We start from the raw sequence: 24,168 nt of genomic DNA, 5'->3' as shown, positions 1-24,168 counted from the left end.
GCCTTGTGGGTCGGCACCCGCTCCCTCCCCCGCCATGGTCCGGACTCCGGCGAGGGTGTGGAGCGGGTTGCCGCCCGGGCCCTGCGAGGATCGTCGCCGATCGGGCAACACCCAGTCAATCCTTGGGATTTGTGGCTGCACCCAAGCATTAACTTAGAGGTCATGACCCTCGATGACCTGCGTGTGTTCGTGGCCGTATGCCGTGCCGGGAGTCTCAGCTCGGTGGCCCGGGAGCTGGGGTGCACCCAGTCGGCGGTGAGCCAGCATGTGAAGCGGCTGGAGCGGGAGACCGGGGTCGCGTTGCTGGAGCGGCAGCCCCGGGGGGTCGTGCCGACGCAGGCCGGCCGGGTGCTGGAGGCGGCCGCCGCCGAGGGGATATCGGGGCTGGACCTCGCCGTACGGCAACTACGCGATCTCGTCGACGGCGAGAGCGGGTACGTGCGGGTGGCGACAGGCGCGACGACCGTACGGCACTTCATGGCGGAGGCGGTTGTCGCGTACCGGCGGCGGCATCCTCGGGTCAACCTGGAGTTCCGCACGGTCAGTTCGGGCCGGGGCAGCTTCGACGCGCTGGCCGACGGCACACTCGACCTGGCCTGGATCACCCTCGGGCCGCAGGTGCGCGGGATCGAGCAGCGGCCGGTGGTGGAGCTGCCGTGGGTACTGGCGGTGCGGTCCGACGATCCGCTCGCGGCGCGGCCGTACGTCGATGTCGGCGCCGACCTGCGTGACGTACGACTGATCCGGCTGCCGCCCAACTCCGCCTCGGCGGCCCATCTGGACGCCGCCTGCGGCGAGCTGGGCGTCCGGTTCGCGCACGACACGAGCGTGGCCGACTGGGACACCGCGCTGCTGCTGGCCGAGCTCGGGGTCGGACGGGCGGTCCTGCCCGCGCTGCCGGGGCTGTCGGTCCCCGGCGAGGGTGAGCTGCGCCTGATTCCGCTCCCCGGCCTGCGTCCCCTGCCCGTGGGCTGGGCCGTGCGCCGCTGGGACTCGCTCAGCCCGCCGGCCCGGGCCTTCGCGGATCTGGTGGAGTCCCACCGCCGGGCCGCCCGGGCCTGACGGGCACTGCGGAGGCGCCTCGACGCCTACTCCAGGCCGATGGCCGCGCAGTCCGCCTTGTACTCGGCGGTGCAGATGTCCTTGACGGTGTAGACGCCGTCCTGGATCACCGTCTCCTCGATGTTGTTCTTCGTCAGGGGGACCACCGAGACCAGCTGGGACGGGATGCCGTCCTGGGTCGGGCTGTCGACCGAGTCCTGGGTCAGGGCGTCGAACTGGATCGCGCGCCCCTGGGCCTTGTACACGGCCATCTTCGCGGCGTTGGTCGCCTCCAGCAGGAACGACTTGTACACCGACATGAACTGCTCGCCCGCCACGATCCGCTGCACCGCGTCCAGGTTGGCGTCCTGCCCGGTGACCGGCGGGATCTTGCTCGCGCCGGACTCCTTCAGCGCGTCGATGACGGCGCCCGCCATGCCGTCGTTCGCCGAGTAGACGGCGGCGATGTTGTCCAGCCCGACGGCGGAGATCGCCTTCTCCATGTTCGCCTTGGCCGTCTCGGGCGCCCACTTGTCGGTGTCGTACCGCTTGACGATGTTCACCTCGCCCTCGAGCTCGTCGAGCGCGCCCTTCTTGAACCGGGCGGTGTTCGGGTCGGCGGGGTCGCCGTTCATCATGACGACCTTGCTGGTCGCGGCCTTCGCGCCGAGTTCCTCGACGAGGGCGCGGCCCTGCACCTCGCCGACGAGCTCGTTGTCGTGGGATACGTACGCGTCGATCGGCCCCTCGGCGAGCCGGTCGTAGGCGATGACGGGGATGCCGGCGTCCTTCGCCTTCCGCACGTCCGGCGCGATGCCCTTGGCGTCCAGCGCGTCCACGAGGATCACGTCCACGGCGTCGGCGATCATCTGCCGGAATTGCTGACTCTGCTTGTCCGTGCTCGACTCGGCGTTGGCGTAGACGACCTTGCCCTTGTCGCGGGTGAGGGCGGCGACTTCCTTCTTGATGAGGGGGTAGTCGAATTTCTCGAAACGGGCCGTGGCCTTGTCGGGCAGCAGGAGCCCCACCGTGACGTCGTCACCCTTTTCGGGCGACTCGGAGCTGTCACCGCCCCCGATGCCGTCGACCACACCGCACGCGGCGAGCGAGAGCGCCGAGGCGGACGCGGCGAGGGCTATGGAGAAGCGGCGTACAGCGGGCATGTGGGGGGTACGAGCAATCACTACTGGTGCCTTCCGAGCGGATGAGCGGCTTTGCTACCCGGTGGCGGTAGCCAACGTGGCCATGGCATGTCACGTCAAGCAATTGTCGTAACGAGACGGCAACCGTTTGTCGTGATGTCGGGTCCTGGAGGGTTGCCCCGACCCGCGGCTAATTCGTGTACAGCTCCTCGACCTCCGTCGCGAAGTCCCGCATGACAGCCTCCCGCCGCAGCTTCATGGACGGCGTGAGGTGGCCGTCCAGCTCCGTGAAGTCCGTCGGCAGGATCGTGAAGCGGCGGATGGACTCCGGGCGCGAGACCAGCTTGTTGGCCTCGTCGATCGCGCGCTGCAGGATCGCCCTCAGCTCGGCGTCGTCGACGACGAGTTCCGCGGGGACGGGGTGCTTGCCGTTCATGCGGCGCCAGTGGCTCACGCCGTCCATGTCCAGGGTGATCAGGGCGGACACGAAAGGCCGCCGGTCGCCCACGACCATGCACTGGGAGATCAGGGGGTGGGAGCGCAGCCAGTTCTCCAGGGGCGCCGGGGCCACACTCTTGCCGCCCGCCGTGATCAGGAGTTCCTTCTTGCGGCCGGTGATCGTCAGATAGCCCTCGTCGTCCAGGGCGCCGATGTCCCCGGTCGGCAGCCAGCCGTCGGCGGCAGCCGGGACGACGCCGCCCGCGGAGGGGTCCCAGTAGCCGCGCAGCACCTGGTCGCCGGAGATGAGGATCTCGCCGTCCGAGGCGATCCGGATGCGGGTGCCGGGCAGGGGCCAGCCCACCGTTCCCAGGCGGGGCTTGGAGGGCGGGGTCACCGTCGCGGCGCCCGTCACCTCCGTCAGGCCGTAGCCCTCGTAGATCTCGATGCCGGCGCCGGAGTAGAACGCGGCCAGGCGGCGGCCGAGCGGTGAGCCGCCGCAGATCGCGTACCGCACCCGGCCGCCCATCGCGTTGCGGATACGGCGGTAGACCAGGGGGTCGTAGAAGGCGCGGGCCGTCTTGAGCGTGGTGCCCGGGCCACCGCCCGTCCCCGAGGCCTTGGCCTCCATCGCCTCGCCGTAGCGCTCGGCCACCGACGCCGCGCGGTCGAAGGAGGACGCCCGGCCGCCCGTCTCGGCCTTGGCGCGGGCGGAGTTGAAGATCTTCTCCAGCATGTAGGGGATCGTCAGCAGGCACGTGGGGCGGAAGGCCGCCAGGTCCGGCAGCAGGTCCTCCGCCTTCAGGCTCGGCGCGTGGCCGAGGCGCACCCGGGCCCGGACGCAGGCCACCGCGACCATACGGCCGAACACGTGCGACATGGGGAGGAAGAGCAGCACCGACGCCTCTTCGCTCGTGCGCGCCTTGAAGATCGGGTAGAGCAGCTCGATCGCGTTGTCCACCTCGGCGAAGAAGTTGCCGTGCGTCAGCGCGCAGCCCTTGGGGCGGCCCGTCGTGCCCGAGGTGTAGATGAGCGTCGCCAGCGTGTCCGGCACCAGCATGCCCCGCCGTACGCCCACTTCGCCGTCCGGCTGCTGCGCGCCCAGCTCGGCCAGCCGCTCCACATGGCCCTTCTCCATCACCCACATGCGGTGCAGGTCGGGCACCCGGTCCAGTTCGGGGCCGAGGGCGGCCGCCTGCGCGGCGGTCTCGGTGACCAGGGCCACCGCACCGGAGTCCTGGAGGATCCAGCGGGTCTGGAAGACGGACGAGGTGGGGTAGACGGGGACCGTGACGAGGCCGGCCGCCCATGCGCCGAAGTCGAGGAGCGTCCACTCGTACGTCGTGCGCGCCATGATCGCGATCCGGTCGCCCGGCTCGAGTCCCTCGGCGATCAGCCCCTTCGCCACCGCCTGCACCTGCTCGGCGAACTGCGCCGCCGTCACGTCCGTCCACCGCCCGTCCTCGCCCCTGCGGCTGAGGACGACCGCGTCCGGCGCCGCGGCCGCGTTGTCGAAGGGCAGGTCCCCGAGCGACCCATGGGTCACCGGCGGCGCGAACGGCGGTATGTACGCCTCCCGCACGGCACCGTCCAGTCGTCGCGTCTCGGGCTGCACCAGGGTCGGGCCCGGGGCGTCGTCGAAGGCGGCCGAGGCGGCGAAGGAGGGAAGCGGGGTGGACACGGGCGGCTCCTGCGGCGGGCGTGCAGCGACGAAACTGCTTGCTGCATGACGTACGTGCCTCGCGCACCGTGGCGTTCACCTGCCGAGGCCTGCGGAAACGGGTTACCGCTGGTTAGGCAGGCGATCGTACGGCGCGGGCGTGTGGGGGTTGTGCGGGTTCGGGGGTGGTCCGGAGCCGGGTATGTGCAACGTCGGGGGTTATGTGAGGGGCACTCAGCTTCGTCTCACCGTCCCCTTACCTTCGCTCCAGAACGGCCGTCACCCCCTGCCCGCCCGCCGCACACACGGAGATCAGCCCGCGCCCCGCACCGCCCTTGTGCGCCAGCGACTTGGCCAGCGTCGCCACGATCCGCGCCCCGGTCGCCGCGAAGGGGTGGCCGGTGGCCAGGGAGGACCCGGTCACGTTCAGCCGGGCTCGGTCCACGGGGGCGAGTCCCCGCTTCTCCCACGCCGCCAGCGTCGCCAGCACCTGGGACGCGAAGGCCTCATGGATCTCGACGAGGTCGAAGTCGGGGAGGGCCAGTCCGGCCCGCTCAAGCATCCGCGGGACGGCGTACGCCGGTGCCATCAGCAGCCCGTCCTCGCCACCCACGGCATCGCCCCGTACGAAGTCCACGGCCGCCGTCTCGTAAGCGGTGAGGTACGCCAGCGGCTCCAGCCCCCTGCGCTCGGCCCACTCCTCGCTCGCCAGCAGCACGACCGCCGCCCCGTCCGTCAGCGGCGTCGAATTGCCCGCCGTCATCGTCGGGTCGGGCCGGTCGAGGCCGAACACCGGCTTGAGCGCGGCCAGTTTCTCCGGCGTCGAGCCGGGGCGCAGGTTCTGGTCCCGGTCCAGGCCCCGGAAGGGCACGACCAGATCCTCGAAGAAGCCCCGCTCGTAGGCTGCCGCCAGCCGCTGGTGACTGGTCGCAGCCAACTCGTCCTGAGCCTCACGGGAGACGCCCCAGGCGCGTGCCGTGACGGCGGCGTGCTCACCCATGGACAGCTTCGTGCGGGGCTCGGCATTGCGGGGGATGTCGGGGACGAGGTGCGAGGGCCGTACGCCGGACAGTGCCCTGACCCGGCCGCCGAGCGACTTGGCCCGCCGCGCCTGAAGCAGGATGCGGCGCAGCTCGTCGTTGACACCTAGGGGCGCGTCGCTCGCCGTGTCCGCGCCCCCGGCGATCGCCGACTCGGTCTGGCCGAGCGCGATCTTGTTGGCGGCGGCGATGACGGCCTGGAGACCGGTGCCGCAGGCCTGCTGGATGTCATAGCCGGGCGTGCGCGCGTCCAGCTTCGAGCCGAGGACGGTCTCGCGGGCGAGGTTGAAGTCCCGGCTGTGCTTGAGGACGGCCCCCGCCACGAGCTCGCCGACCGCGCCCGGATCCCCCAGCGCGTACCGCTCGACCAGGCCGTCGACCACGGCCGTGAGCATGTCCTGGTTGGATGCGGTGGCGTACGGACCGTCGGAGCGGGCGAACGGAATACGAGTGCCGCCGATGATCGCCACACGCCGGACCGCCGGCGCCAACAGGGAGTTCATCTCCACCCACTCCTCATGTCCACCATGGACTTACCTCGGGTAACCTTACTCCGGAGTCAGCACCGGAGCGCACTGGGAGTGGGACATGGCCGACCGCTATCTGAGCTTCACCGGCACGGCACCCGGCCGCTTCCTCACCCGCCGGCTCGGACTGCCGCAGCCCGCCCCGCTGCAACGCTGGTCACCGGAGCGGCCCTCGCTGAAGGGCGACCGGCTGCTCCTGACGGCCGGCAAGTCGGACCTCGGCCTCACCGATGCCGGTGCCCGTGCCGCTCTGGGCCTCGACCTGACGACCGCCCCCTCCGGGAAGCCCGCCGCCGTCGTCCTGGACGCCACGGGCGTGCGGGACGTCGAGACGCTCTCCGAGGTGCACGCGGCCCTGCACCCCGTCGTGCGGTCGGTCGCCGAGAGCGGCCGGATCGTGGTGCTCGGCGCGCCCCTCGACCCCGCCGACCACCACCAGGCCGCCGTCCAGCAGGCCCTGGAGGGCTTCACGCGCTCACTCGGCAAGGAGATCGGGCGGGGCAGGACGGTGAATCTCGTACGGCTGACGGACGCGTACGCCGCCGAGTCGACCCTGCGCTTCCTCCTCTCCCCCAAGTCGGCGTACCTCAGCGGCCAGGTCATCGAGGTGGGTTCGGCTCCGGCGGACGTCACCGCACCCCACGACCCGCCCCACGACACCGACCGCCCCCTCGCCGGCCGCACCGCGCTGGTCACCGGCGGCGCGCGCGGCATCGGCGAGGCGGTCGCCGAGACGCTGGCCAGGGACGGCGCCCGGATCGTCGTACTCGACGTGCCGCAGGCCGAACAGGACGCCCGGCGCGTGGCCGACCGGCTCGGCGGCACCGCGCTCGCGCTCGACATCACCTCCCCCGACGCGGGCGCACGCATCGCCGCCGCGCTGCCCGACGGCCTGGACGTCCTGGTGCACAACGCCGGGATCACACGCGACCGGCGACTGGTCAACATGCCCGCCGAGCGCTGGAGTTCGGTACTCGACGTCAATCTCGCGAGTGTCCTGCGCACCACGGACGCGCTGCTGGAGAGCGGAACGCTGAAACGAGGCGGGCGGATCGTGGCGACGGCGTCGATCGCGGGGCTGGCGGGGAACGCCGGGCAGACCAACTACGGCGCGAGCAAGGCGGGCATCGTCGGACTGGTGCGAGCCCTCGCGCCACGTGCGGCGGCCGAGTACGGGGTGACGGTCAACGCGGTCGCGCCCGGGTTCGTCGAGACGAGGATGACGGCCGCGGTTCCCCTGTTCATCCGGGAGGCGGGGCGCCGGATGAACTCCCTCGCGCAGGGCGGACTGCCGATCGATGTCGCCGAGACGACGGCCTGGCTCGCGGATCCGGGATCCGGAGGCGTCAACGGCCAGGTCGTCCGGGTATGCGGCCAGAGCCTGCTGGGGGCGTGATGTCCCTCGTCCTCACCGCTCCTCCTTCACTTCCGCCCCTGCTCGCCCGGGGCGCCCTGCTGTCACCCTTCAAACGCCCGGGCCCGCAGGCGGAGTTCCCGCGCACGAGGCTCGTTCTGCCGGACCTCCGCGTCGACCTCGCCCGGCTGGCCGCCTACGAGAGGGTGTGCGGGTTCCCCACCGGGGACGACGCCCTGCCGGTGACGTATCCGCATGTGCTCGGCTTCCCGCTGGCGATGCGGCTGATGAGCGGCCGGGACTTCCCGCTGCCGCTGCTCGGTCTCGTCCACACGTCGATCAGCGTCACCCGGCACCGGGCCCTCACGGCCACGGGTGCGTACGAACTCTCCGTGCACATCGACGGGTTGACGCCCCACCGGCGCGGCACGGAAGCCGCCGTGATCACCGAGATGCGGGCCGGCGACGAGGTCGTGTGGGAGTCGCGGAGCACGTATCTGGCCAGGCACCGCACCGACGACCCGGCGGCCGCACCGCACGGGGAGGACGGGCCGGAGCACAAGCCGCTGCCCGCCGTCGCCGACTGGCGGCTCGCCGCCGACGTCGGTCGCCGCTACGGGGCCGCCTCCGGCGACCGCAACCCCATCCACCTCCACCCGCTCACCGCCCGCCTGTTCGGCTTCCCGCGGGCCATCGCGCACGGCATGTGGACGGTGGCCCGCTGCCTCGCCGCGCACGGCGCACCGGAGGCGGTGCGGGTGCGGGCCGGCTTCCGGGCGCCGGTGCTGCTGCCGGGGACGGTGACGTACGCCGCGGAGGGCGGGCGGTTCGAGCTGCGGGGCGACAAGGACCGCGTCCACCTGGCCGGGGAGGTCTACCCGATCGCCTCGTGAGGGGTGTCCGGCGGTGACCAGGGCCGGCCGTCCATGAGGTTGCCGAGGCCGGCCCACGCGAAGTTCATCAGAGTGGCCGCGGCCTCCCGTGCCGTCACGGTCGGCGTGGCGTTGGCCCAGTCGGCGAGGGACTCGGCGGCGCCGACCAGGGCCTCGGCGAGACCGGCGACCTCGCTCTCGGGGAGGTCGGGGTCGCGGTGGGCCTCGCGTGCGGCCGCGAGGATCAGCTGCGTCACGAACTCGACGATCTCCGCGCGCATCGCGGCGACCTCGGAGGCGAACGGCTCGCCATGGGTGCGGGCCTGGAGGTGCAGGACGGACCAGGCGTCCGGGTAGTGCGAGGTGTGCGCGAAGAACGCCCGCAGCCCGTCCCAGAGCTGGCGGTCGGCGGGCAGCTCGGTCCGCACGCCGGAGCGCACTGCTACGACGAGCGCGGCGGCCTCGCGCCGTATGCAGGCGGTGAAAAGGTCTTCCTTGGAGTTCAGATACAGATACACCAACGGCTTCGAGACACCCGCCAGTTCGGCTATCTCGTCCATCGACGCGGCCATGTATCCGCGCCTGCCGAAGGTCCGCACGGCGGCGTCCAGCATCTGCTGCTCACGGACGGCCCGCGGCATCCGTTTGGTCTTCAGGGCACCCATGGCCGTTAGCGTACGGGCCGGGAGGGAGATCCCACCCGGCCCACCGTGAACGCCTGCCCTACTTGTCGTCGCTCAGCTCGTCGGCGAACCGTGCCACCCGGTCCGTCAGCAACTGCCCGTCGACGGGCGGCAGGGCCGTCAGCCGGGGCAGCAACTGCGCGGTGAGCAGGGTGGACAGGGCCGAGGTGTCGGCGCCGGTGCCGTCGGTCCGTACGACCACCGGCTGCGGTGCCCGTCCGGCGAGCTTCGCACCCACCTCCAGGCGGCGCCGGGCCAGTTCGTACTGGAGGACCGCGCGGTTGTCGCGGTAGGCCTTGGCCAGAGCGCGCTGCGCGCGTGCCTCGTTCTCGGCGGCGATGAGGCCGCTGCGGCCCCGCGTCTCGATCTCGAACCGCACCCGCTGGGCGTTGGTCTCCTGCTCCTCCAGCAGTTGGGCGACCTCTTCACGGGCCCGGTTCAGCGCGGCCTTGACCTCGACGATCCGGGCGTCGCGCACCTTCTTGGCCCGCTCGATGTCCATGCCCAGCTGGTCGATGCGGCGCTTGCGGATCAGCCCCCACTCCTGGTCGTACGCCGTGCGCTCCTTGGCGACCCGCTCCCGGGTGGCCAGGTGCTGCTGGTACTGCGCCGGCAACTGCACGTCCGGGATGTTGGAGCCGGTGATGCGCACGCCGTAGCCGGACAGCTGGCGGTTGAGCAGCTCCTGCATGTCGGCCACGTCGGAGCCGCGCAGGTCGTACGCCCGCTCGGTGCGCATCTTGCGGGCCCGCTGCCGGATGGCGTCCTGTACGGCGCTGGAGAGCACCAGGTCGAAGTTGCCCGCGCCGATGGTGCGGACGAACAGCACGGCGTCCGTGATGCGGAACTTCAGGAAGAACTCGATGGAGCGCAGCGGCACGTTCTCCTGCGTCGGGCAGGCCATGACCGGAGCGGAGTACGGGATCTCGGTGGCGGTGTCGACGACGAAGTCGACCCGGGACCACGGGTGCCACAGGTAGTGGCGGCCGGCGTCCAGGGTGCGGATGACGGCGCCGTAGCGGGTCAGCACGCCGTTGGTGCCCTGTTCGATCTCGACGATCGAGGAGCGCCACCACCACAGCGCGCCGATCAGCAGCAGGACGACACCGCCGACGTAGCAGAGGGTGGCGAGGGTGCCGTACGCGAGGTCCCCGGCGGCCGACTCGGTGTCCGCCTCCTGCAGGGACAGCATCACGCCCATGAACAGGGCGTAGACGCCGAGCCACAGCGGCAGCATCCACCACAGGCGACGCCGGTGGCGCGGGATGATGACCGGGATCAGGGTGTCGGCCTCGCCGCCGCGCAGCAGCCGCGCGATGTCGCTCCAGGGGGCGACCTTCTCGGAGATGACCGACCGGCGGTGGGAGGAACGGGCGGTGCTCACTGGTCGGCCCCCTCGGAGACGTCAGAGCTGATGGAGCTGTCGGAGCTCTCGGAACTGTCGGTCGATGCGGGCTGTTCGGGCACCTGCGGCACCGTCGGCCGCTCGGCCGCCAGCAGCGCGCCGATCTCCGTCTCGCGCGCGGCGATCCGCTCGGACACCTCGGGGAGACGCGACCGTACGGCTGCCATGTCCTCGTCGGTGAACAGTTCCGTGCCACGCTCGCCGACCAACTCGCGGGCCAGCTCCAGGAAGTCGATGCCGGCGACGCCGTCCGTCGCGCCACCGATGCGCACCAGCCGGGGCAGGTGGTCGGCGACCTGTTCCAGGGTGTCCAGCACCTGCTGCTGGTAGCGGTACTCCAGGATCTCCGGCGCCTCCGCCGCGGTCACCGCGCGGATGTCGAGGGCCTGTGCCTCCAGCAGGGCCGCGTTGGCCTTCGCCTCGGACTCGGCCTGGACGTAACGCTGCCGGGCGAGCGCCTCGGCGCGGTTGGTCTCGCGTTCCACGGCGGTGTCCATCTGCGCCTGGTACTGGGCGATGTCGGCCTGGATCGCGGAGAGGGTCTCGTGGCTGGAGGCGAGTTCGCGGGTGAGGTCGCCCTCGTCCTGCTCCTTGCGGAGCTGGAGCGCGTACTCGTGCGTGTACGCCTCCTTCGCCACCCGCACCATCTCGGGCGCCGCCAGGTCCATGCGGTAGCGCTGGTCGGACGGTTCGGCGTGGGTGATGTTGGCGTTGGTCAGCTCGACGGCCGGGCGGAACTGCTGGTTGAGCAGGTCCAGCAGGCGGCCGGTGTCCTCGCCGACCATGTCGTAGATCCCGGCGGCTTCCTGTTCGTAGACGAGGGTGCGGATCGTCTCGCTCACCGCGTTGCTCAGCTTCTCCTCGAACCCGCGCACCGCGCCCAGCGTGTAGACGAACTCGGTCGGGTCGCTGATCCGGAACTGGATGAACAGGTCGATCGACGCCTTCACGCCGCCCTTGGTCGGTGCCTCGCGCACCGGGGCGTTGAAGGGGTACTCGATCGTGGTGTTGACGATGTACGACACCCGCTTCCACGGGCTCAGCAGCACGATCCGGCCCGGGCCGACGACCCTCTCCAGCTTGCCGAACCGGGTGATCATCGCCTGGCAGCCGTCCGGCACCATGACCATGCCCTGGCGCCACCACACGAAGGCGACGGCGCACAGCGAGATGACCCAGTAGTGGACGCCGAACAGCGGGTTGGTCAGGACGTCGGCGCCTGACGCGCCAACGATCCCCGCACCCACCGCGCCCAGCACGATCAGCGTCAGCACGGGCAGCATGGAGACGATCGAGCGGCCCTTGGGGATCACCATCGGGCAGATGGCGTGCACCATCCCGGTGCCCTCTCGCACCTGCTCGCTGCGGCCGAGCGCCTCCCCGGCCTCGTCCAGCGGCACCGTCTTCTGCCGCATCACGGTGGCGGTGGAGCCGCCCTGTTCCCGGGCGGCCGGAAAGTCGGCCGGGTCGATGCCCTGGCCCTGGGCGTCGTACTCGTCGCCGCCGTCTCCCCGTGTCCCCCGACCGCCGATCTGCCGGCGCAGTTCGTCCTGCGCGGCCGTCCTCGGATCGGTTCCGGAGACGACGGCGTCGGCAACGCGTCGTGCGCTCTTCTTTGCCTGCGCGCGCGCTCGTGCCACGGTTCCCCCTTACGTTCACGAATGCCGGTGCGAACAGCCGTTCCACCGACGTGGATCCGGCCATCCCACACCATGGATCCGGACAAGCGTAAGGGCGGGGCCCGTGCAGTTACCGAGTGGTATCGCTGCCGGGACGCGGCAAGCTAGGAGGTCTGGCCCTGCGTCCGAGCCGTCTCGTCGACCACGTCGTCCTCCTGGCTGCGGTTCGCCTGCAGGTTGGCCTTCACACGGTCGACCTTCTGCACGATCTGCACGGAGGCGCGGTCGCGCTCCTTGCGCAGGACGACGAAGCTGATGGGCGCCGAGAGCAGCAGCGCGAGCAGGACGACCCACATGCCGTTGGAGTCGCCGAGGCCACGCGGGGCGAGGCCGGAGTAGACGAGGCCCCAGACGACCACGAGGCAGCCCACGAAGATTCCGAGGCGCATCAGTGTGTAGCGGAGCATCTCAATCCACTCTTCCGATTCCAAAAAGGGCCACTGTCCAGTGAAGCACGCGGGGCGGCCGATCTTGCAGGGGGGTCGGCGGGGTGGGTCAGTCGAGCGGCAGCAGCATGATCACGTCTTCGCGGTCGTCGCCCGGTGCGACCCGGATGGCGTCGGGGATCCGCCCGACCTCCTTGTAGCCGCAGGAGCCGTAGAAGTTTTCCAGGCCGAGCCCGCCGCGGCAGGTGAGGCGGATCGCCTCGATGCCGTCGAAGGTGCGGGCGGCCCGCTCGGCGGCGGTCAGCAGTTCGCGGCCGTAGCCCTTGCCCTGGTGGCGGGGGTGCACCATCACCGTGTAGAGCCACGTCCAGTGGGCCATCAGCCGGTGCGTGTTGAAGGTGAAGAAGGCGGTCGCGGACACCTCGCCCGCCTCGTCCTGCCCGACCAGCAGCCGACTGCGCCCTTCCGCCATCCCCACGAAGTGCCGCACCAGTTCCGGGCGGATAGTTTCCCGGGTCACCGGCGGCACGAAGCCCACGGCTCCGCCCGCGTTGGAGACGTCGGTCCACAGGTCGAGGACGCCGTCGCGGAGGTCGGGAGTGACGGCCGGGTCGAGCGTGAAGGTAAGGGACACGGCGCAATCGTAGCCATTACACGGAGCGCGGCGAAAGCCATCACGACAACGCCCGCGCCGCCACCTCCAGGTCCGACACCAGTCCCGCGTACGCCGCCACCCGGTCCGCGTCGTCCTGGGCCCGCAGCACCGACGACGGATGCACCGTCGCCACCAGCTTCTGAGGCCGGCCGTGGATCTCGCGCTCCAGCAGCGTTCCGCGCATCTCTTGAAGTGCTTAACGGCGTTGGTGACGTACGCGTCCGCCGGATCCAGGCCGGCTTCCTCCAGCGCCCTGTCGAGGAGACGCCCGGCGGGACCTACGAAGGGCCTGCCCTGCCGGTCCTCCTGGCAGGGCGGGCAGGCCGCCGCGGTCGGACGAGTACCACGGCCCCGCCCCCCGGAATCACACCCGCATCGGCTGGGGGGACTCGCGGCGCGCCGGGTCCGGGCCGTCGTACTCACGGATGATCTCGTAGCGGGTGTTGCGCTCCACCGGGCGGAAGCCCGCGTCCCGGATGAGGTCCAGCAGGTCCTCGCGGGTCAGCTTGTTCGGCGTGCCGAAGTTGTCCGCGTCGTGGGTGATCTTGTACTCGACGACCGAGCCGTCCATGTCGTCGGCGCCGTGCTGGAGGGCCAGCTGGGCGGTCTGGACGCCGTGCATGACCCAGAAGACCTTGACGTGCGGGACGTTGTCGAACAGCAGCCGGGACACCGCGAAGGTCTTCAGGGCCTCCGCGCCGGTCGCCATCTGGGTCCTGGCCTGGAGGCGGTTGCGTACCTTGCCGTCCTTCATGTCGACGAAGTCGTGCTGGTAGCGCAGGGGGATGAAGACCTGGAAGCCGCCCGTCTCGTCCTGCAGCTCACGCAGGCGCAGGACGTGGTCCACCCGGTGCCGCGGCTCCTCGATGTGGCCGTACAGCATGGTGCTCGGGGTCTTCAGACCCTTCTCGTGCGCCAGGCGGTGGATCCGGGACCAGTCCTCCCAGTGGGTGCGGTGGTCCACGATGTGCTGCCGCACCTCCCAGTCGAAGATCTCGGCGCCGCCGCCGGTCAGCGACTCCAGGCCCGCGTCGATCAGTTCGTCAAGGATTTCCGAGGCCGACAGTCCGGAGATCGTCTCGAAGTGGTGGATCTCCGTGGCCGTGAAGGCCTTCAGGGAGACGTTCGGGAGGGCGGCCTTCAGCTCGCGCAGGGAGCGCGGGTAGTAGCGCCACGGGAGGTTCGGGTGCAGGCCGTTGACGATGTGCAGCTCGGTGAGGTTGTCCGACTCCATCGCCTTGGCGAGCTTGACGGCCTCCTCGATGCGCATCGTGTACGCATCCTTCTCCCCCGGCTTGCGCTGGAAGGAGCAGTACGCGCAGGAGGCCGTGCAGACGTTGGTCATGTTGAGGTGGCGGTTGACGTTGAAGTGGACGACGTCGCCGTTCTTGCGCGTGCGCACCTCGTGCGCGAGGCCACCGAGCCACGCCAGGTCGTCCGACTCGTACAGCGCGATGCCGTCCTCGCGGGACAGCCGCTCACCGGAGCGGACCTTCTCCTCCAGCTCGCGCTTGAGCCCGACGTCCATGCGTGCACCTCTCTCGGAAAGACTCCGTAAACCGTACTCCCCGCCCCTTCGGGCGGGGTGACCGCCATCAGGCGCTACGCGTCCTCTTCGTCGGGCAGCTGTCCGACCCGGTTCTCCCACTTGGTGGAGAGCACGATCGTCGTACGGGTCCGGGAGACGCCCTTGGTGCCGCTGAGCCGGCGGATGATCTTCTCCAGGCCGTCCACGTCGGCCGCGCGGACCTTGAGCATGTACGAGTCGTCGCCCGCGATGAACCAGCAGTCCTCGATCTCGCCCAGGTCCCGCAGACGGCTCGCGACGTCCTCGTGGTCGGTGGCGTCGGACAGCGAGATGCCGATCAGCGCGGTGACGCCGAGGCCGAGTGAGGCGGCGTCGACGGTGGCGCGGTAGCCGGTGATGACGCCGGCCGCCTCCAGCCGGTTGATGCGGTCGGTGACGCTGGGTCCCGACAGGCCGACGAGGCGTCCCAGCTCCGCGTAGGAAGCCCGGCCGTTCTCCCTCAGGGCCTGGATGAGCTGCCTGTCCACCGCGTCCATGCGATCGAAGCCTTCCGGTGAAGAGTTCCCGAAGTGATGAGAGTTACTGCGACTTGCTCAGATGGCGTTCATGTCGTGCGGGTTCCGCCGCCGAGTTCGCCCTTCCAGCGGCGGTAGAGCCGGTGCTCGACGCCCGCCGCGTCGAGCACGCGTCCGGCGACGAAGTCCACCAGGTCCTGGATGTGGGTGGCCCCCGCGTAGAAGGCGGGCGAGGCGGGCACGACGGTGGCGCCCGCGTCGTCCAGGGTCACCAGGTGCCTCAGCGTCTGGCCGTTCAGCGGGGTCTCCCTGACGGCCACGACCAGCTTGCGCCCCTCCTTGAGGGCCACGCTCGCCGCGCGTTGGAGCAGGTCCTTCGACAGGCCCAGCGCGACGCCGGCGACGCAGGCGGTGGAGGCGGGCACGATCAGCATGCCCTTCGTGGGGTACGACCCCGAGGACGGGCCCGCGGCGAGGTCCCCGGCGTTCCAGTACCGGACACCCGCGATGTCCGGCTCGAAGGTCCCGGGCTTGCCGTCGGCGCCCCGCGCGAGCCACTCGCGCAGGTCGTCCTGCCAGTGGGCGTCGCGGAAGGAGATCCCGGTCTCGTCGAGGAGCGTGAGCCGGGACGCCCTGCTGACGACCAGGTCGACGCTCTCCCCCGCGGCGAGGAGCGCGCGCAGCACCGCGGCGGCGTATGGGGTGCCGGAAGCGCCGGACACCCCTACGATCCAAGGCGTACGCGGCGTCTCTCCTGGCTTGACTGGGTTCACGACACCGAGCCTATCCGGCCTTACGGGGTGGGAACCGACCAAGGGGGGCCGGGCGTTCCCCAGGGGGACGAGTTGGGCGGTGGGGTGGCCATGGCGGGTACGTCGGGTATGGCAGGCACGTGGGGTGCGGAGCGCCGCGAGTGGTCGCGGGGTGACCGCGCGCGGACCGCGGCCAAGCTGATGCTGGTCTGGGTGGCGCTGCTTTGGCTCCTGGAAGTGGCCGACGTGCTCAGCGGGCACGCTCTGGACGGCTTCGGCATCGTCCCGCGCACCCCGTCCGAGCTGGTGGACGTCGTCCCGGCCGCCTTCATCCACTTCGGCTTCGCCCATGTCGCCGCGAACAGCGTGCCGTTGCTGGTCCTCGGCTTCCTGGCCGCCCTCGGCGGCATACGCCGTTTCGCCGCCGTCTGCGCCCTGATCATCGTCGCCGACGGCCTCGGCGTCTGGCTGATATCCCCGTCCGGGACCAACACCGCGGGCGCCTCCGGCCTGATCTTCGGCCTGTTCGGCTACCTGCTGGTCACCGGCTTCGTGGAGCGCCGCCCGCTCGGCATCCTGGCCGGGCTGCTGGTCGCCGCGATCTGGGGCACGTCAATGCTGGCGGGCCTCGCCCCGACCCAGTCCGGCGTCAGCTGGCAGGGGCATCTGGTGGGGCTGGTGGCGGGGGTGGCGGCGGCGTTCGTGCTGCGGTGCCGGGCCGGTCCCAGCGACGTTCAGGCCTGAGGGCGCGCCTTCGGGTCGACCGGTAGTCGAGCGGTGGGGATCGTCAGCTTGCCGAGCGGGGAGTCGACGGTCAGGTCGGGGCCGTAGGGGATGGTGTCGCGGCCTCGGTAGCCGTCGGGGCCGGGGTTCCAGAGCGTGACGCAGTGGCCCTGCAGCGGGTCGAAGATCAGGAGATGCGTACCAGCGGGGCTTTGTCGTGTAGTCCCGGCGAATGCTGCCCTGGGATACGACTTCAACGACCAACTCGATGAGATCGGGTGGGTAGGAGCCCTCATTCTTTGCCACCTCGACGGCAGGGATGATCGCCACGTCGGGGCAGAACTCGTTGTCCTCATCGAATGGGAAGGCGACATGGCTGGTGAAGCCCCACTCATCGCCTACCTGCTCCCTGAGGGCATTCCACACGAGCCGAATAGTCTCGGCGTGGTGCGGCTTGACCGGACTCATCATGATGTTGCCCTCGACGATCTCCACGCGATAGCCGGGGAACATGTCCTCGAACCGGCTGAGTTGCGAGTGCAGGCGGTCCAGGTCTGAGACGGTCACGGCGGCCTCCCTGGGGGTCCTGCCCTCGATGGTAGGCCGCACGGTAGCTACACGGTCAGACCCCGAACCAACAGATCCAGCAGCGCACACGCGAACAGGGCGATCCCGATGAACCCGTTGACGCTGAAGAACGCCCTGTTCAGGCGGGACAGGTCGTGCGGGCGGACGATCGAGTGCTCGTAGACGAACGCGCCGGCGACGATCAGCAGGCCCAGCCAGAAGAAGGTGCCCGCGTCCGTGGCGAGGGCGTACCAGACGAACAGCGCCGTCGTGACCGTGTGGCAGGCCCGGGCGCCCCAGATCGCCGCCGGGATGCCGAAGCGGGCCGGAACCGACATGACGCCGATCTCGCGGTCGGTGTCGACGTCCTGGCAGGCGTAGATCAGGTCGAAGCCGCCGATCCAGATGCCCACCGCGAGGCCGAGGATCACCGCGTCCCAGGACCAGGTGCCGGTGACCGCCAGCCAGCCGCCGACCGGGCCCATCGCCTGGGCGAGTCCCAGGATGGCCTGGGGGAAGTTCGTGAAGCGTTTGCCGTAGGGGTAGACCACCATCGGGATCACCGCGATGGGGGCGAGGGCCAGGCACAGCGGGTTCAGCAGCGCCGCCGAGCCCAGGAAGATCACCAGGGCGATCAGGGCGCCGGTCCAGGCGTGCCGGACCGACATCGCGCCCGTCACCAGCTCGCGGTGGGCGGTGCGCGGATTACGGGCGTCGATCTCGCGGTCGATGATCCGGTTCACGGCCATCGCGAAGGTCCGCAGACCCACCATGCAGACCGTCACCAGGAGCAGCCGCCCCCAGTGGATGTTCCTGTCCCACTGGAACATCGCGGTGAGCGCGGCGATGTACGCGAACGGCAGCGCGAACACCGAGTGCTCGATCATGACGAGGCGGAGGAACGCCTTCGTGCGTCCTGGCTGCGGAATCGCGGCGGAGGCGCTGCTCACAGGCCGTACTCCTTCCAGCGGCGGTCGACCTTCGCCGCCGTTTCCGGGTCGGACTCGACCATGTCGGGCCAGCCGCCGTCACGGGTGTAGCCCTCCTCGGGCCACTTCTTCGTCGCGTCGATGCCTGCCTTGCCGCCCCAGAACTGCTGGTAGGAGGCATGGTCGAGATGGTCGACGGGGCCTTCGACGACCGTGAGGTCACGGGCGTAGTCGGTGTTGCCGAGTGCCCGCCAGGCGACCTCGTGCAGGTCGTGGACGTCGCAGTCGGAGTCGACGACCACGATCAGCTTGGTCAGGGACATCATGTGCGCGCCCCAGATCGCGTGCATCGTCTTCTGGGCGTGCTTCGGGTACTTCTTGTCGATCGAGACGATCGCGCAGTTGTGGAATCCGCCGGCCTCGGGCAGGTGGTAGTCCACGATGTCCGGGATGATGATCTTCAGCAGGGGGAGGAAGAAGCGTTCCGTCGCACGGCCCAGGGGTCCGTCCTCCGTCGGAGGGCGGCCTACGACGATCGACTGCAGCAACGGCCGCTTCCGCATCGTCACGCAGTCGATCTTCAGCGCCGGGAACGGCTCCTGCGGCGTGTAGAAACCGGTGTGGTCGCCGAACGGCCCCTCCGGCAGCATCTCGCCGGGCTCCAGCCACCCTTCCAGCACGACCTCGGCCTGCGCGGGCACCTGCAACGGCACCGTCTTGCAGTCCACCATCTCGATCCGCTTGCCGGAGACGAACCCGGCGAACAGGTACTCGTCGATGTCACCGGGGAGCGGGGCGGTGGAGGCGTACGTCACGGCGGGCGGGCACCCGAAGGCGATGGCGACCGGCAGCCGCTCGCCCCGCCGCGCCGCGACCTGGTAGTGGTTCCGGCTGTCCTTGTGGATCTGCCAGTGCATGCCGATGGTGCGCTTGTCGTGGCGCTGGAGGCGGTACAGCCCCAGATTCCGTACGCCCGACTCCGGGTCCTTGGTGTGTGTGAGCCCGAGGTTGAAGAACGAGCCGCCGTCCTTGGGCCAGGTGAACAGCGCCGGCAGCCGGTCGAGGTCGACCTCGTCGCCCTGCAGCACGACCTCCTGTACGGGCGCGCCCGACGACTTCACCTTCTTCGGCGGCACGTGCGTCATGGCGCCGAGCTTCCCGAAGGCCTCGCGGACCCCGATGAAGCCGTGCGGCAGCTCGGGCTTGAGCAGCCCGCCGATCTTGTCGGAGATCTCGCCGTACGACTTCAGGCCCAGGGCCTTGAGCAGCCGCCGGTCGGTCCCGAAGACGTTCATCGCGAGGGGCATCGAGGAGCCCTTCACGTTCTCGAAGAGCAGCGCGGGACCGCCGGACTTCTGTACGCGGTCGACGATCTCCCCGACCTCGAGATACGGATCGACCTCAGCCTTGACGCGCTTGAGGTCGCCTTCGCGCTCCAGCGCCCTGAGCAGGGAACGAAGATCGTCGTAAGCCATGGGGTCAAGTATCCCCGAGCGGCTACCCTGGCCCTTGACCCGGGGGGCCGTACCCCCGGTCCGACGACCGTTTCGCTGGAGAGGGGCCCATGCTCCGCGTGCTGATGTTCCTCGTGCCACTGGCGCTCAGCGTGTATGCCTTCATCGACTGCATCAGCACGAAGGAGGACGAGATCCGCCACATGCCCAAGCCGCTGTGGGCCATCCTCGTCCTGGTCTTCCCGCTGGTCGGTTCGATCTCCTGGCTCATCGCGGGCAAGAAGCGCAGCCCCGCGGCCGAGGGCTGGTCCGGGGTCCGGGACAACCGGCGCCGGCAGTGGGTCGCGCCCGACGACAATCCGGAGTTCCTGAAGTCCCTGGACGAGGACGACGACGGGACGAAGGACGACAAGCCCAAGCGGGACGAGCCCTGACACGGAGCTGCGGCTCCGCCTACGCCTCGTACAGCTCGCGCAGCTCCCGCAGCCGTGCCAGTTCCCGTGCCGCGGCCGGGCGATTGCCGAGGTCGAGGGCCATCGTGCCGCGGCCGTAGGCGTAGAAGACGTCCTCGCGCGTCTGCGGGTCGAGTCTCCGCACCCTGCGCAGGGCGAAGAAGCAGACGTCCAGGGAGAGCTTCGTCCCCGACAGCCAGTCGCGGGCCGGGGCCGTGAGACGTTCGCGCAGGACGTCCTTGACGTGGTCCCGCGTCAGACGGTCGGCCTCGTCGGGGCGGGGGACGCCGGGATGGTGCGGGTGATCAGCGAGGTCGTCCGCCCAGTCGGCCAGCGTCCGCACGATCTCGTGGGCCGCATCGAGGTCGCCGGGGTCCGACGCGAGCAACCGCCCCGCCAACTCCCGCGCCTGTCGGCCCCGCTCCTCGTCATCACCGCACGCGGCCACGAAGGCCGCCAGCGCACCGCCTCTCTGACGCAGCTCGGCCACCTGCCAAGCCCACTCCCGCCCCGCCACACAACCTCCCCGCCCCGGCACTCCTCGTGATCACCGGGCCTGGCCACACAACACCCGGCGCCCACCGGCCCGCCACCGAATTTCCGCGTCAGCGCAAGGCGGCGGCCTCGCGCGCGAAGGCGCCGAGGGCAGCGAAGTCCGCATCCCGCAGGCCGAGGCGCGCGTCCACGTGCCGGAGCAGCGCGGGGCCGGCATGGTGTGCGACGACGAAGCGCCGGTCAGGGACGCCGAGTTCGTCGTCCACCCAGGCGAACGGCCTGCCGTCGGCATGTGCGACGAGGTGGCGGGTCTTCCAGAAGGTGCCGTGCGGCCCCTCGTCGTGCATCGCCGGCCACTCCACCACGGCCAGGTCCGGCAGACCGAGCACCGGCGAGATGAAGGTGTTCGCCTCCGCTCCCCACGTGGTCGCCCACACCAGGTCGTACCGCTCACCCAGTTCGAGGAGCCTGCGGCCGTGGCCGGCGTTGAGCCACACCCGTAACGGCCGCACGCGATGCGCGGGTGTGTCACCGTGCCGGGCGAGCCAACCCTCGGGCTTCATCCGGTGGGTCGAGTAGCCGTCGGGGCGGCGCTCGGGCTTCGCGGCGTACGGGTTCAGCGGGCCGTCGACGTCGAGGTAGAGCAGGGGGCGGCGCACGGGACTGCTCCTCTCGGTGTGAGGGGCGTGGCGGCGAGCGTAGCTCCGGTGCCGGGCGGGGGCCTTCGCTTTTCGCGGCCAGCAGACGTCGGCCCGGCTCCGGACGATTCGGCGCGAGGGGGCGCGGCAGTTGTTCACCGCGGACGGCATCCTGCGTACGCCGGACACGGTGACGTGCTTGGCGCCCTTCAACGGGGAGAGCCGGGTGGTGCTGCGTCGTTGCGGCGGGTGGGTAGTCATCCCAGGTCGCCACCCCGTCTGCCCCGCAGGAAAGTGAGAGGCATGGAGTTCTTGGATCACGCCACGGCCCGCGCCTGGCTGGCCACCGCCGTCGAGGAGGCGCGCGCCGGGCTCGCCGGGGGCGGTATCCCGATCGGGGCCGCGCTCCATGGCCCGGACGGGGTCGTCCTCGGCCGCGGGCACAACCGACGCGTCCAGGACGGTGACCCGTCGATGCACGCGGAGACGGCCGCGTTCCGGGCGGCGGGACGGCAGCGGTCGTATCGCAAAACGACCATGGTGACCACGCTCTCGCCCTGCTGGTACTGCTCCGGGCTGGTACGGCAGTTCGGGATCTCCCGCGTCGTCATCGGCGAGGCGGTCACCTTTCACGGCGGGCACGACTGGCTGGCCGAGCACGGCGTGGAGATCGTGCTGCTCGACGACCCCGAGTGCATCGCGATGATGCGCGACTTCATCAGGAACAATCCGGAACTGTGGAACGAGGACATCGGTGAGTGAGCCACGCATTCCCACGATCGACCTCGGGCCCTGGATCGAGGGCGACGCCCGGGCGCGCGGCGCGATCGCCCGTACCGTCGACAAGGCCCTGCAGACCGCCGGCTTCCTGCTGGTCACCGGGCACGGCGTGGACGCTGGGCTGCGGGGACGGATCCGGGAGGCGGCCCGCGCCTTCTTCGTGCTCCCCGGGCCGGCCAAGCAGGCCTACGAGGCCAAGGTCGGCGGCCGCGGCTGGCTCGGCCCCGGCGCCGAGGCGAACGGCTACGCGGAGGGCACCGAGACCCCGCCGGATCTGAAGGAGTCGCTGACCTTCGCGACGCACGAGCCCTTCGAGGACCCGATCGTCAACGCCGAGTGGTACGCGCCGAACGTCTGGCCGGCCGAGGTCCCCGAACTCCGTGCGCTGTGCGAGGAGTACCTCGCGCGGATGGGCGAGCTGGAGAACCGGCTCCTCTCCCTGCTCGGTGAGGCCCTCGGCCTCGAACCCGACTTCTTCAGCCGGCACATGGCCCACCCGACCTACGGCTTCAACATCAACTGGTATCCGGGAGCGGACGTGATCGGTGAGCCGGAGCCCGGTCAGTTCCGGATCGGGCCGCACACCGACTTCGGGACCGTGACGATCCTCGACCGGCAGGAGGGGAAGGGCGGCTTGCAGGTCTACACGGACGAGGGCGGCTGGGAGGACGCGCCGTTCGATCCGGCGGCGTTCACCATCAACATCGGGGATCTGATGGCCCGTTGGACCGGCGACCGGTGGCGGTCCGGGCGCCATCGCGTCCTGCCGCCACCCGCCGACGCCCCCACCGAGGAGCTGATGTCCCTCGTCTACTTCGGGGAGTGCACACCCGGCACCCGCGTGGAGTCGGTGCCCGCTCCGGTGGGACGGGTGGCGTACGCGCCGGTGGACTCGCATGTGTATCTGCGCGAGAAGCTGAACTCGATCACTGTCGGATGATCATGGTTGGGTGATCGCGACGAGCCGTTTCTGACAAAGGGTTGCCTCGTTGGGCGGGATACCACCCTTTCGGGTGTGTCCCCCGCCGCGAATGGAGCCGCCCGTGCGAATGACTGACATCCAGCGCTGCGAGGTCCGACCCGGACGACTCGTCGAATGGACGTTCAGTCCGGCGACCGTGGCGACGGCGGCAGACCTCCCGGAGGACTCCCGCCCACCGGCGTACATCCAGGAGTCGCACCTAAGGACCGCCCGATCCGTGCGCGAGGACGGCCTGTTCGTGCCGACCTGGCTCGGTACCGCGTTCGATCTCCCGGGCCGGGCCGACCTCGACGCGCTGGGAGAGGCGCTGCGCAGGTGGACGCTGCGGCACGAGACGCTGCGCAGCGGCTTCCGCTGGTCCGGCCGGCCCGCCGACGAGGTACGCCGGTTCACGCTCGACGCCGGCGCCGTGTCCCTGCACCGCACCGAGGTCGGCGACTTCACCGACCCCACGGCCTTGGTCCAGCACCTCCAGGACCGCTTCGACGTCACCGCGGACGCGCTGCGCTGGCCCAACCTCATCTACACGGCCGTCCTCCGCGACGACTCCACCAGCGTGTACATGGCCTTCGACCACAGCAACGTCGACGCCCACTCCATCCATCGCATCCCCGCCGAGATCCACGAGCTCTACGCCGCGTGCCTCGCGGGCGGGACCGTGGAGGGGACGCCGGCCGGGAGCTACGTCGACTTCTGCGAGATCGAGCGGACGGACGCCGACCGGATCGACGACGGCCACGACATCGTCGGCCGCTGGCGCGAGTTCATCCGGCGCTGCGACGGCAGGCTGCCCGCCTTCCCCGTCGATCTGGGCCTGGACCCCGAGGGCGGGCTGCCCACCCAGGAGCTGCTGCGCGAGCCGCTCACCGACGCGGACACCGCCGCCGCGTTCGAGGCGTACTGCCGTCCCTACGGCGGCAGTTCGGTCGGCATCCTGGCCGCGACCGCCCTCATCGTCCACGAGATCGGCGGCGAGCCCGTCTACCGCACCGTCGTGCCGTTCCACACCCGAGTGAAGTCCCGGTGGTCCGACTCCGTCGGCTGGTACGTCGGCGGCGCGCCCATCGAGATCCCCGTGGAGCAGGCCCACGACCTGCCCAGCGCGCTGCGCACGGTACGCGCCGCGCTGCACGCCAACCGGCATCTGGCCCGTATGCCGCTGGCCCGGGTGCTCCGCCTGCTCGGCGCGGACTTCCGCCCCACGTCACCCGACCTGTACTCGATCGTCTCCTTCGTCGACACCCGCGGCATCCCCGGCTCCGGCCACTGGGCCGAGCACAAGGCGTACGGGCTGATCAGGGTGTCGTACGGCGACCAGGTGTGCGCCTGGGTCACGCGGCTGCACGAGGGCCTGTGGTTCGCGGGCCGCTACCCGGACACCGACGTCGCGCAGAAGAACATGCGGCTGTACGTTGAGCGGCTGCGGGACGTCATCGCCTCGACCGCCTCGTAGTCCGGGGTGGCGCGGCGG

24 protein-coding genes and 2 pseudogenes are annotated in these 24,168 nt (G+C 70.6%); 8 read left to right on the top strand and 18 right to left on the bottom strand.

Annotated features, from left to right (window positions below; translation table 11 throughout):
- The first annotated feature begins 162 nt into the window (after positions 1 to 162).
- The gene (locus ACWGDB_RS18705) at positions 163 to 1,062 is read left to right on the top strand and encodes a LysR family transcriptional regulator (protein ID WP_453823428.1); all 900 of its coding nucleotides are present in this window, start codon (positions 163 to 165) and stop codon (positions 1,060 to 1,062) included.
- 26 nt (positions 1,063 to 1,088) lie between these two features.
- On the opposite strand, the gene ACWGDB_RS18700 is transcribed toward ACWGDB_RS18705, so the two are convergent.
- The 3 genes from ACWGDB_RS18700 to ACWGDB_RS18690 form a co-directional block, all read right to left on the bottom strand.
- Positions 1,089 to 2,204 carry a sugar ABC transporter substrate-binding protein gene (locus ACWGDB_RS18700; protein ID WP_453823427.1) on the bottom strand — a complete coding sequence of 372 codons (1,116 nt, stop codon included), beginning with the start codon at positions 2,202 to 2,204 and terminating at the stop codon, positions 1,089 to 1,091.
- Between the two features lie 169 nt (positions 2,205 to 2,373).
- On the bottom strand, positions 2,374 to 4,302 hold the full coding sequence (locus ACWGDB_RS18695; protein WP_453823426.1) for an AMP-dependent synthetase/ligase: 1,929 nt from the start codon (positions 4,300 to 4,302) through the stop codon (positions 2,374 to 2,376).
- A gap of 235 nt (positions 4,303 to 4,537) precedes the next feature.
- Positions 4,538 to 5,824: an acetyl-CoA C-acetyltransferase gene (locus tag ACWGDB_RS18690; protein ID WP_453823425.1), complete on the bottom strand. Its 1,287-nt coding sequence runs from the start codon at positions 5,822 to 5,824 to the stop codon at positions 4,538 to 4,540.
- A gap of 85 nt (positions 5,825 to 5,909) precedes the next feature.
- On the opposite strand from ACWGDB_RS18690, the gene ACWGDB_RS18685 reads away from it, so the two are divergent.
- The gene (locus tag ACWGDB_RS18685; protein ID WP_453823424.1) at positions 5,910 to 7,244 is read left to right on the top strand and encodes a 3-oxoacyl-ACP reductase; all 1,335 of its coding nucleotides are present in this window, start codon (positions 5,910 to 5,912) and stop codon (positions 7,242 to 7,244) included.
- Positions 7,244 to 8,095 carry a MaoC family dehydratase gene (locus tag ACWGDB_RS18680; protein ID WP_453823423.1) on the top strand — a complete coding sequence of 284 codons (852 nt, stop codon included), beginning with the start codon at positions 7,244 to 7,246 and terminating at the stop codon, positions 8,093 to 8,095. Before ACWGDB_RS18685 ends, ACWGDB_RS18680 begins: the two co-directional genes overlap by 1 nt.
- Here the strand turns inward: ACWGDB_RS18680 and ACWGDB_RS18675 are convergent.
- From ACWGDB_RS18675 to ACWGDB_RS18630, 10 genes and pseudogenes are all read right to left on the bottom strand, one after another.
- On the bottom strand, positions 8,077 to 8,739 hold the full coding sequence (locus ACWGDB_RS18675) for a TetR/AcrR family transcriptional regulator (protein ID WP_453823422.1): 663 nt from the start codon (positions 8,737 to 8,739) through the stop codon (positions 8,077 to 8,079). The genes ACWGDB_RS18680 and ACWGDB_RS18675 overlap by 19 nt on opposite strands.
- A 58-nt stretch (positions 8,740 to 8,797) precedes the next feature.
- Positions 8,798 to 10,141: an SPFH domain-containing protein gene (locus ACWGDB_RS18670; RefSeq protein ID WP_453823421.1), complete on the bottom strand. Its 1,344-nt coding sequence runs from the start codon at positions 10,139 to 10,141 to the stop codon at positions 8,798 to 8,800.
- A complete protein-coding gene (locus ACWGDB_RS18665) occupies positions 10,138 to 11,802 on the bottom strand; it encodes an SPFH domain-containing protein (protein ID WP_453823420.1) in 1,665 nt (554 codons plus the stop codon). Before ACWGDB_RS18665 ends, ACWGDB_RS18670 begins: the two co-directional genes overlap by 4 nt.
- Positions 11,803 to 11,945: 143 nt before the next feature.
- Complete coding sequence (locus tag ACWGDB_RS18660; protein ID WP_453823419.1) at positions 11,946 to 12,248, bottom strand: DUF4229 domain-containing protein; 303 nt, start codon at positions 12,246 to 12,248, stop codon at positions 11,946 to 11,948.
- Positions 12,249 to 12,336: 88 nt separating this feature from the next.
- Complete coding sequence (locus tag ACWGDB_RS18655; protein WP_453823511.1) at positions 12,337 to 12,861, bottom strand: N-acetyltransferase family protein; 525 nt, start codon at positions 12,859 to 12,861, stop codon at positions 12,337 to 12,339.
- 40 nt (positions 12,862 to 12,901) lie between these two features.
- Entirely contained in the window at positions 12,902 to 13,066 is a 165-nt protein-coding gene (locus ACWGDB_RS18650; protein WP_453823516.1) for a hypothetical protein, read from the bottom strand.
- Positions 13,060 to 13,305 (bottom strand): annotated as a pseudogene (locus ACWGDB_RS18645) (uracil-DNA glycosylase family protein); the annotation flags it as partial. The gene ACWGDB_RS18650 and the pseudogene ACWGDB_RS18645, both read right to left, overlap by 7 nt.
- A complete protein-coding gene (gene mqnE / locus ACWGDB_RS18640) occupies positions 13,247 to 14,410 on the bottom strand; it encodes an aminofutalosine synthase MqnE (protein ID WP_383610249.1) in 1,164 nt (387 codons plus the stop codon). The gene mqnE and the pseudogene ACWGDB_RS18645, both read right to left, overlap by 59 nt.
- Before the next feature lie 74 nt (positions 14,411 to 14,484).
- On the bottom strand, positions 14,485 to 14,946 hold the full coding sequence (locus tag ACWGDB_RS18635; protein WP_328880032.1) for an Lrp/AsnC family transcriptional regulator: 462 nt from the start codon (positions 14,944 to 14,946) through the stop codon (positions 14,485 to 14,487).
- 68 nt (positions 14,947 to 15,014) lie between these two features.
- Positions 15,015 to 15,698 carry a UbiX family flavin prenyltransferase gene (locus tag ACWGDB_RS18630; RefSeq protein ID WP_383610252.1) on the bottom strand — a complete coding sequence of 228 codons (684 nt, stop codon included), beginning with the start codon at positions 15,696 to 15,698 and terminating at the stop codon, positions 15,015 to 15,017.
- Positions 15,699 to 15,806: 108 nt separating this feature from the next.
- On the opposite strand from ACWGDB_RS18630, the gene ACWGDB_RS18625 reads away from it, so the two are divergent.
- Positions 15,807 to 16,421, top strand: coding sequence for a rhomboid family intramembrane serine protease (locus ACWGDB_RS18625; RefSeq protein WP_453823418.1), 615 nt, complete (start codon positions 15,807 to 15,809; stop codon positions 16,419 to 16,421).
- Between the two features lie 228 nt (positions 16,422 to 16,649).
- Here the strand turns inward: ACWGDB_RS18625 and ACWGDB_RS18620 are convergent.
- The 3 genes and pseudogenes from ACWGDB_RS18620 to ACWGDB_RS18610 form a co-directional block, all read right to left on the bottom strand.
- Positions 16,650 to 16,868 (bottom strand): annotated as a pseudogene (locus ACWGDB_RS18620) (Uma2 family endonuclease); the annotation flags it as partial.
- 146 nt (positions 16,869 to 17,014) lie between these two features.
- A complete protein-coding gene (gene mqnP / locus ACWGDB_RS18615; protein WP_453823417.1) occupies positions 17,015 to 17,917 on the bottom strand; it encodes a menaquinone biosynthesis prenyltransferase MqnP in 903 nt (300 codons plus the stop codon).
- Positions 17,914 to 19,371 carry a menaquinone biosynthesis decarboxylase gene (locus ACWGDB_RS18610; protein WP_453823416.1) on the bottom strand — a complete coding sequence of 486 codons (1,458 nt, stop codon included), beginning with the start codon at positions 19,369 to 19,371 and terminating at the stop codon, positions 17,914 to 17,916. Before ACWGDB_RS18610 ends, mqnP begins: the two co-directional genes overlap by 4 nt.
- 89 nt (positions 19,372 to 19,460) lie before the next feature.
- Here ACWGDB_RS18610 and ACWGDB_RS18605 point away from each other — a divergent pair, with 89 nt between their 5' ends.
- Complete coding sequence (locus tag ACWGDB_RS18605) at positions 19,461 to 19,784, top strand: PLD nuclease N-terminal domain-containing protein (RefSeq protein WP_453823415.1); 324 nt, start codon at positions 19,461 to 19,463, stop codon at positions 19,782 to 19,784.
- Between the two features lie 19 nt (positions 19,785 to 19,803).
- Here ACWGDB_RS18605 and ACWGDB_RS18600 read toward each other — a convergent pair whose 3' ends face one another.
- Complete coding sequence (locus ACWGDB_RS18600; protein ID WP_453823414.1) at positions 19,804 to 20,292, bottom strand: hypothetical protein; 489 nt, start codon at positions 20,290 to 20,292, stop codon at positions 19,804 to 19,806.
- Between the two features lie 115 nt (positions 20,293 to 20,407).
- Positions 20,408 to 20,956, bottom strand: coding sequence for a hypothetical protein (locus ACWGDB_RS18595; RefSeq protein WP_453823413.1), 549 nt, complete (start codon positions 20,954 to 20,956; stop codon positions 20,408 to 20,410).
- Between the two features lie 282 nt (positions 20,957 to 21,238).
- Between ACWGDB_RS18595 and ACWGDB_RS18590 the strand changes: the two genes are divergently transcribed.
- From ACWGDB_RS18590 to ACWGDB_RS18580, 3 genes are all read left to right on the top strand, one after another.
- Positions 21,239 to 21,697, top strand: a complete 459-nt coding sequence (locus ACWGDB_RS18590) for a nucleoside deaminase (protein WP_453823412.1) — start codon at positions 21,239 to 21,241, stop codon at positions 21,695 to 21,697.
- Entirely contained in the window at positions 21,690 to 22,655 is a 966-nt protein-coding gene (locus ACWGDB_RS18585; RefSeq protein ID WP_453823411.1) for an isopenicillin N synthase family dioxygenase, read from the top strand. The genes ACWGDB_RS18590 and ACWGDB_RS18585 overlap by 8 nt, the downstream gene beginning before the upstream one ends.
- A 103-nt stretch (positions 22,656 to 22,758) precedes the next feature.
- Positions 22,759 to 24,150: a condensation domain-containing protein gene (locus ACWGDB_RS18580; RefSeq protein WP_453823410.1), complete on the top strand. Its 1,392-nt coding sequence runs from the start codon at positions 22,759 to 22,761 to the stop codon at positions 24,148 to 24,150.
- Positions 24,151 to 24,168 lie beyond the last annotated feature (18 nt).

This window comes from Streptomyces sp. NPDC055013 (assembly GCF_053608645.1).
This window is presented reverse-complemented; position numbering and strand designations above follow the sequence as displayed.

Bases quoted from the DNA above. Each gene is read 5' to 3' on its own strand.
- ACWGDB_RS18605 (WP_453823415.1), top strand. From the start codon at position 19,461: ATGCTCCGCGTGCTGATGTTCCTCGTGCCACTGGCGCTCAGCGTGTAT.
- ACWGDB_RS18625 (WP_453823418.1), top strand. From the start codon at position 15,807: ATGGCAGGCACGTGGGGTGCGGAGCGCCGCGAGTGGTCGCGGGGTGAC.
- ACWGDB_RS18675 (WP_453823422.1), bottom strand. From the start codon at position 8,739: ATGGGTGCCCTGAAGACCAAACGGATGCCGCGGGCCGTCCGTGAGCAG.
- ACWGDB_RS18610 (WP_453823416.1), bottom strand. From the start codon at position 19,371: ATGGCTTACGACGATCTTCGTTCCCTGCTCAGGGCGCTGGAGCGCGAA.
- ACWGDB_RS18690 (WP_453823425.1), bottom strand. From the start codon at position 5,824: ATGAACTCCCTGTTGGCGCCGGCGGTCCGGCGTGTGGCGATCATCGGC.
- ACWGDB_RS18590 (WP_453823412.1), top strand. From the start codon at position 21,239: ATGGAGTTCTTGGATCACGCCACGGCCCGCGCCTGGCTGGCCACCGCC.
- ACWGDB_RS18635 (WP_328880032.1), bottom strand. From the start codon at position 14,946: ATGGACGCGGTGGACAGGCAGCTCATCCAGGCCCTGAGGGAGAACGGC.
- ACWGDB_RS18680 (WP_453823423.1), top strand. From the start codon at position 7,244: ATGTCCCTCGTCCTCACCGCTCCTCCTTCACTTCCGCCCCTGCTCGCC.
- ACWGDB_RS18685 (WP_453823424.1), top strand. From the start codon at position 5,910: ATGGCCGACCGCTATCTGAGCTTCACCGGCACGGCACCCGGCCGCTTC.
- ACWGDB_RS18705 (WP_453823428.1), top strand. From the start codon at position 163: ATGACCCTCGATGACCTGCGTGTGTTCGTGGCCGTATGCCGTGCCGGG.
- ACWGDB_RS18700 (WP_453823427.1), bottom strand. From the start codon at position 2,204: ATGCCCGCTGTACGCCGCTTCTCCATAGCCCTCGCCGCGTCCGCCTCG.
- ACWGDB_RS18650 (WP_453823516.1), bottom strand. From the start codon at position 13,066: ATGCGCGGAACGCTGCTGGAGCGCGAGATCCACGGCCGGCCTCAGAAG.
- mqnE (WP_383610249.1), bottom strand. From the start codon at position 14,410: ATGGACGTCGGGCTCAAGCGCGAGCTGGAGGAGAAGGTCCGCTCCGGT.
- ACWGDB_RS18660 (WP_453823419.1), bottom strand. From the start codon at position 12,248: ATGCTCCGCTACACACTGATGCGCCTCGGAATCTTCGTGGGCTGCCTC.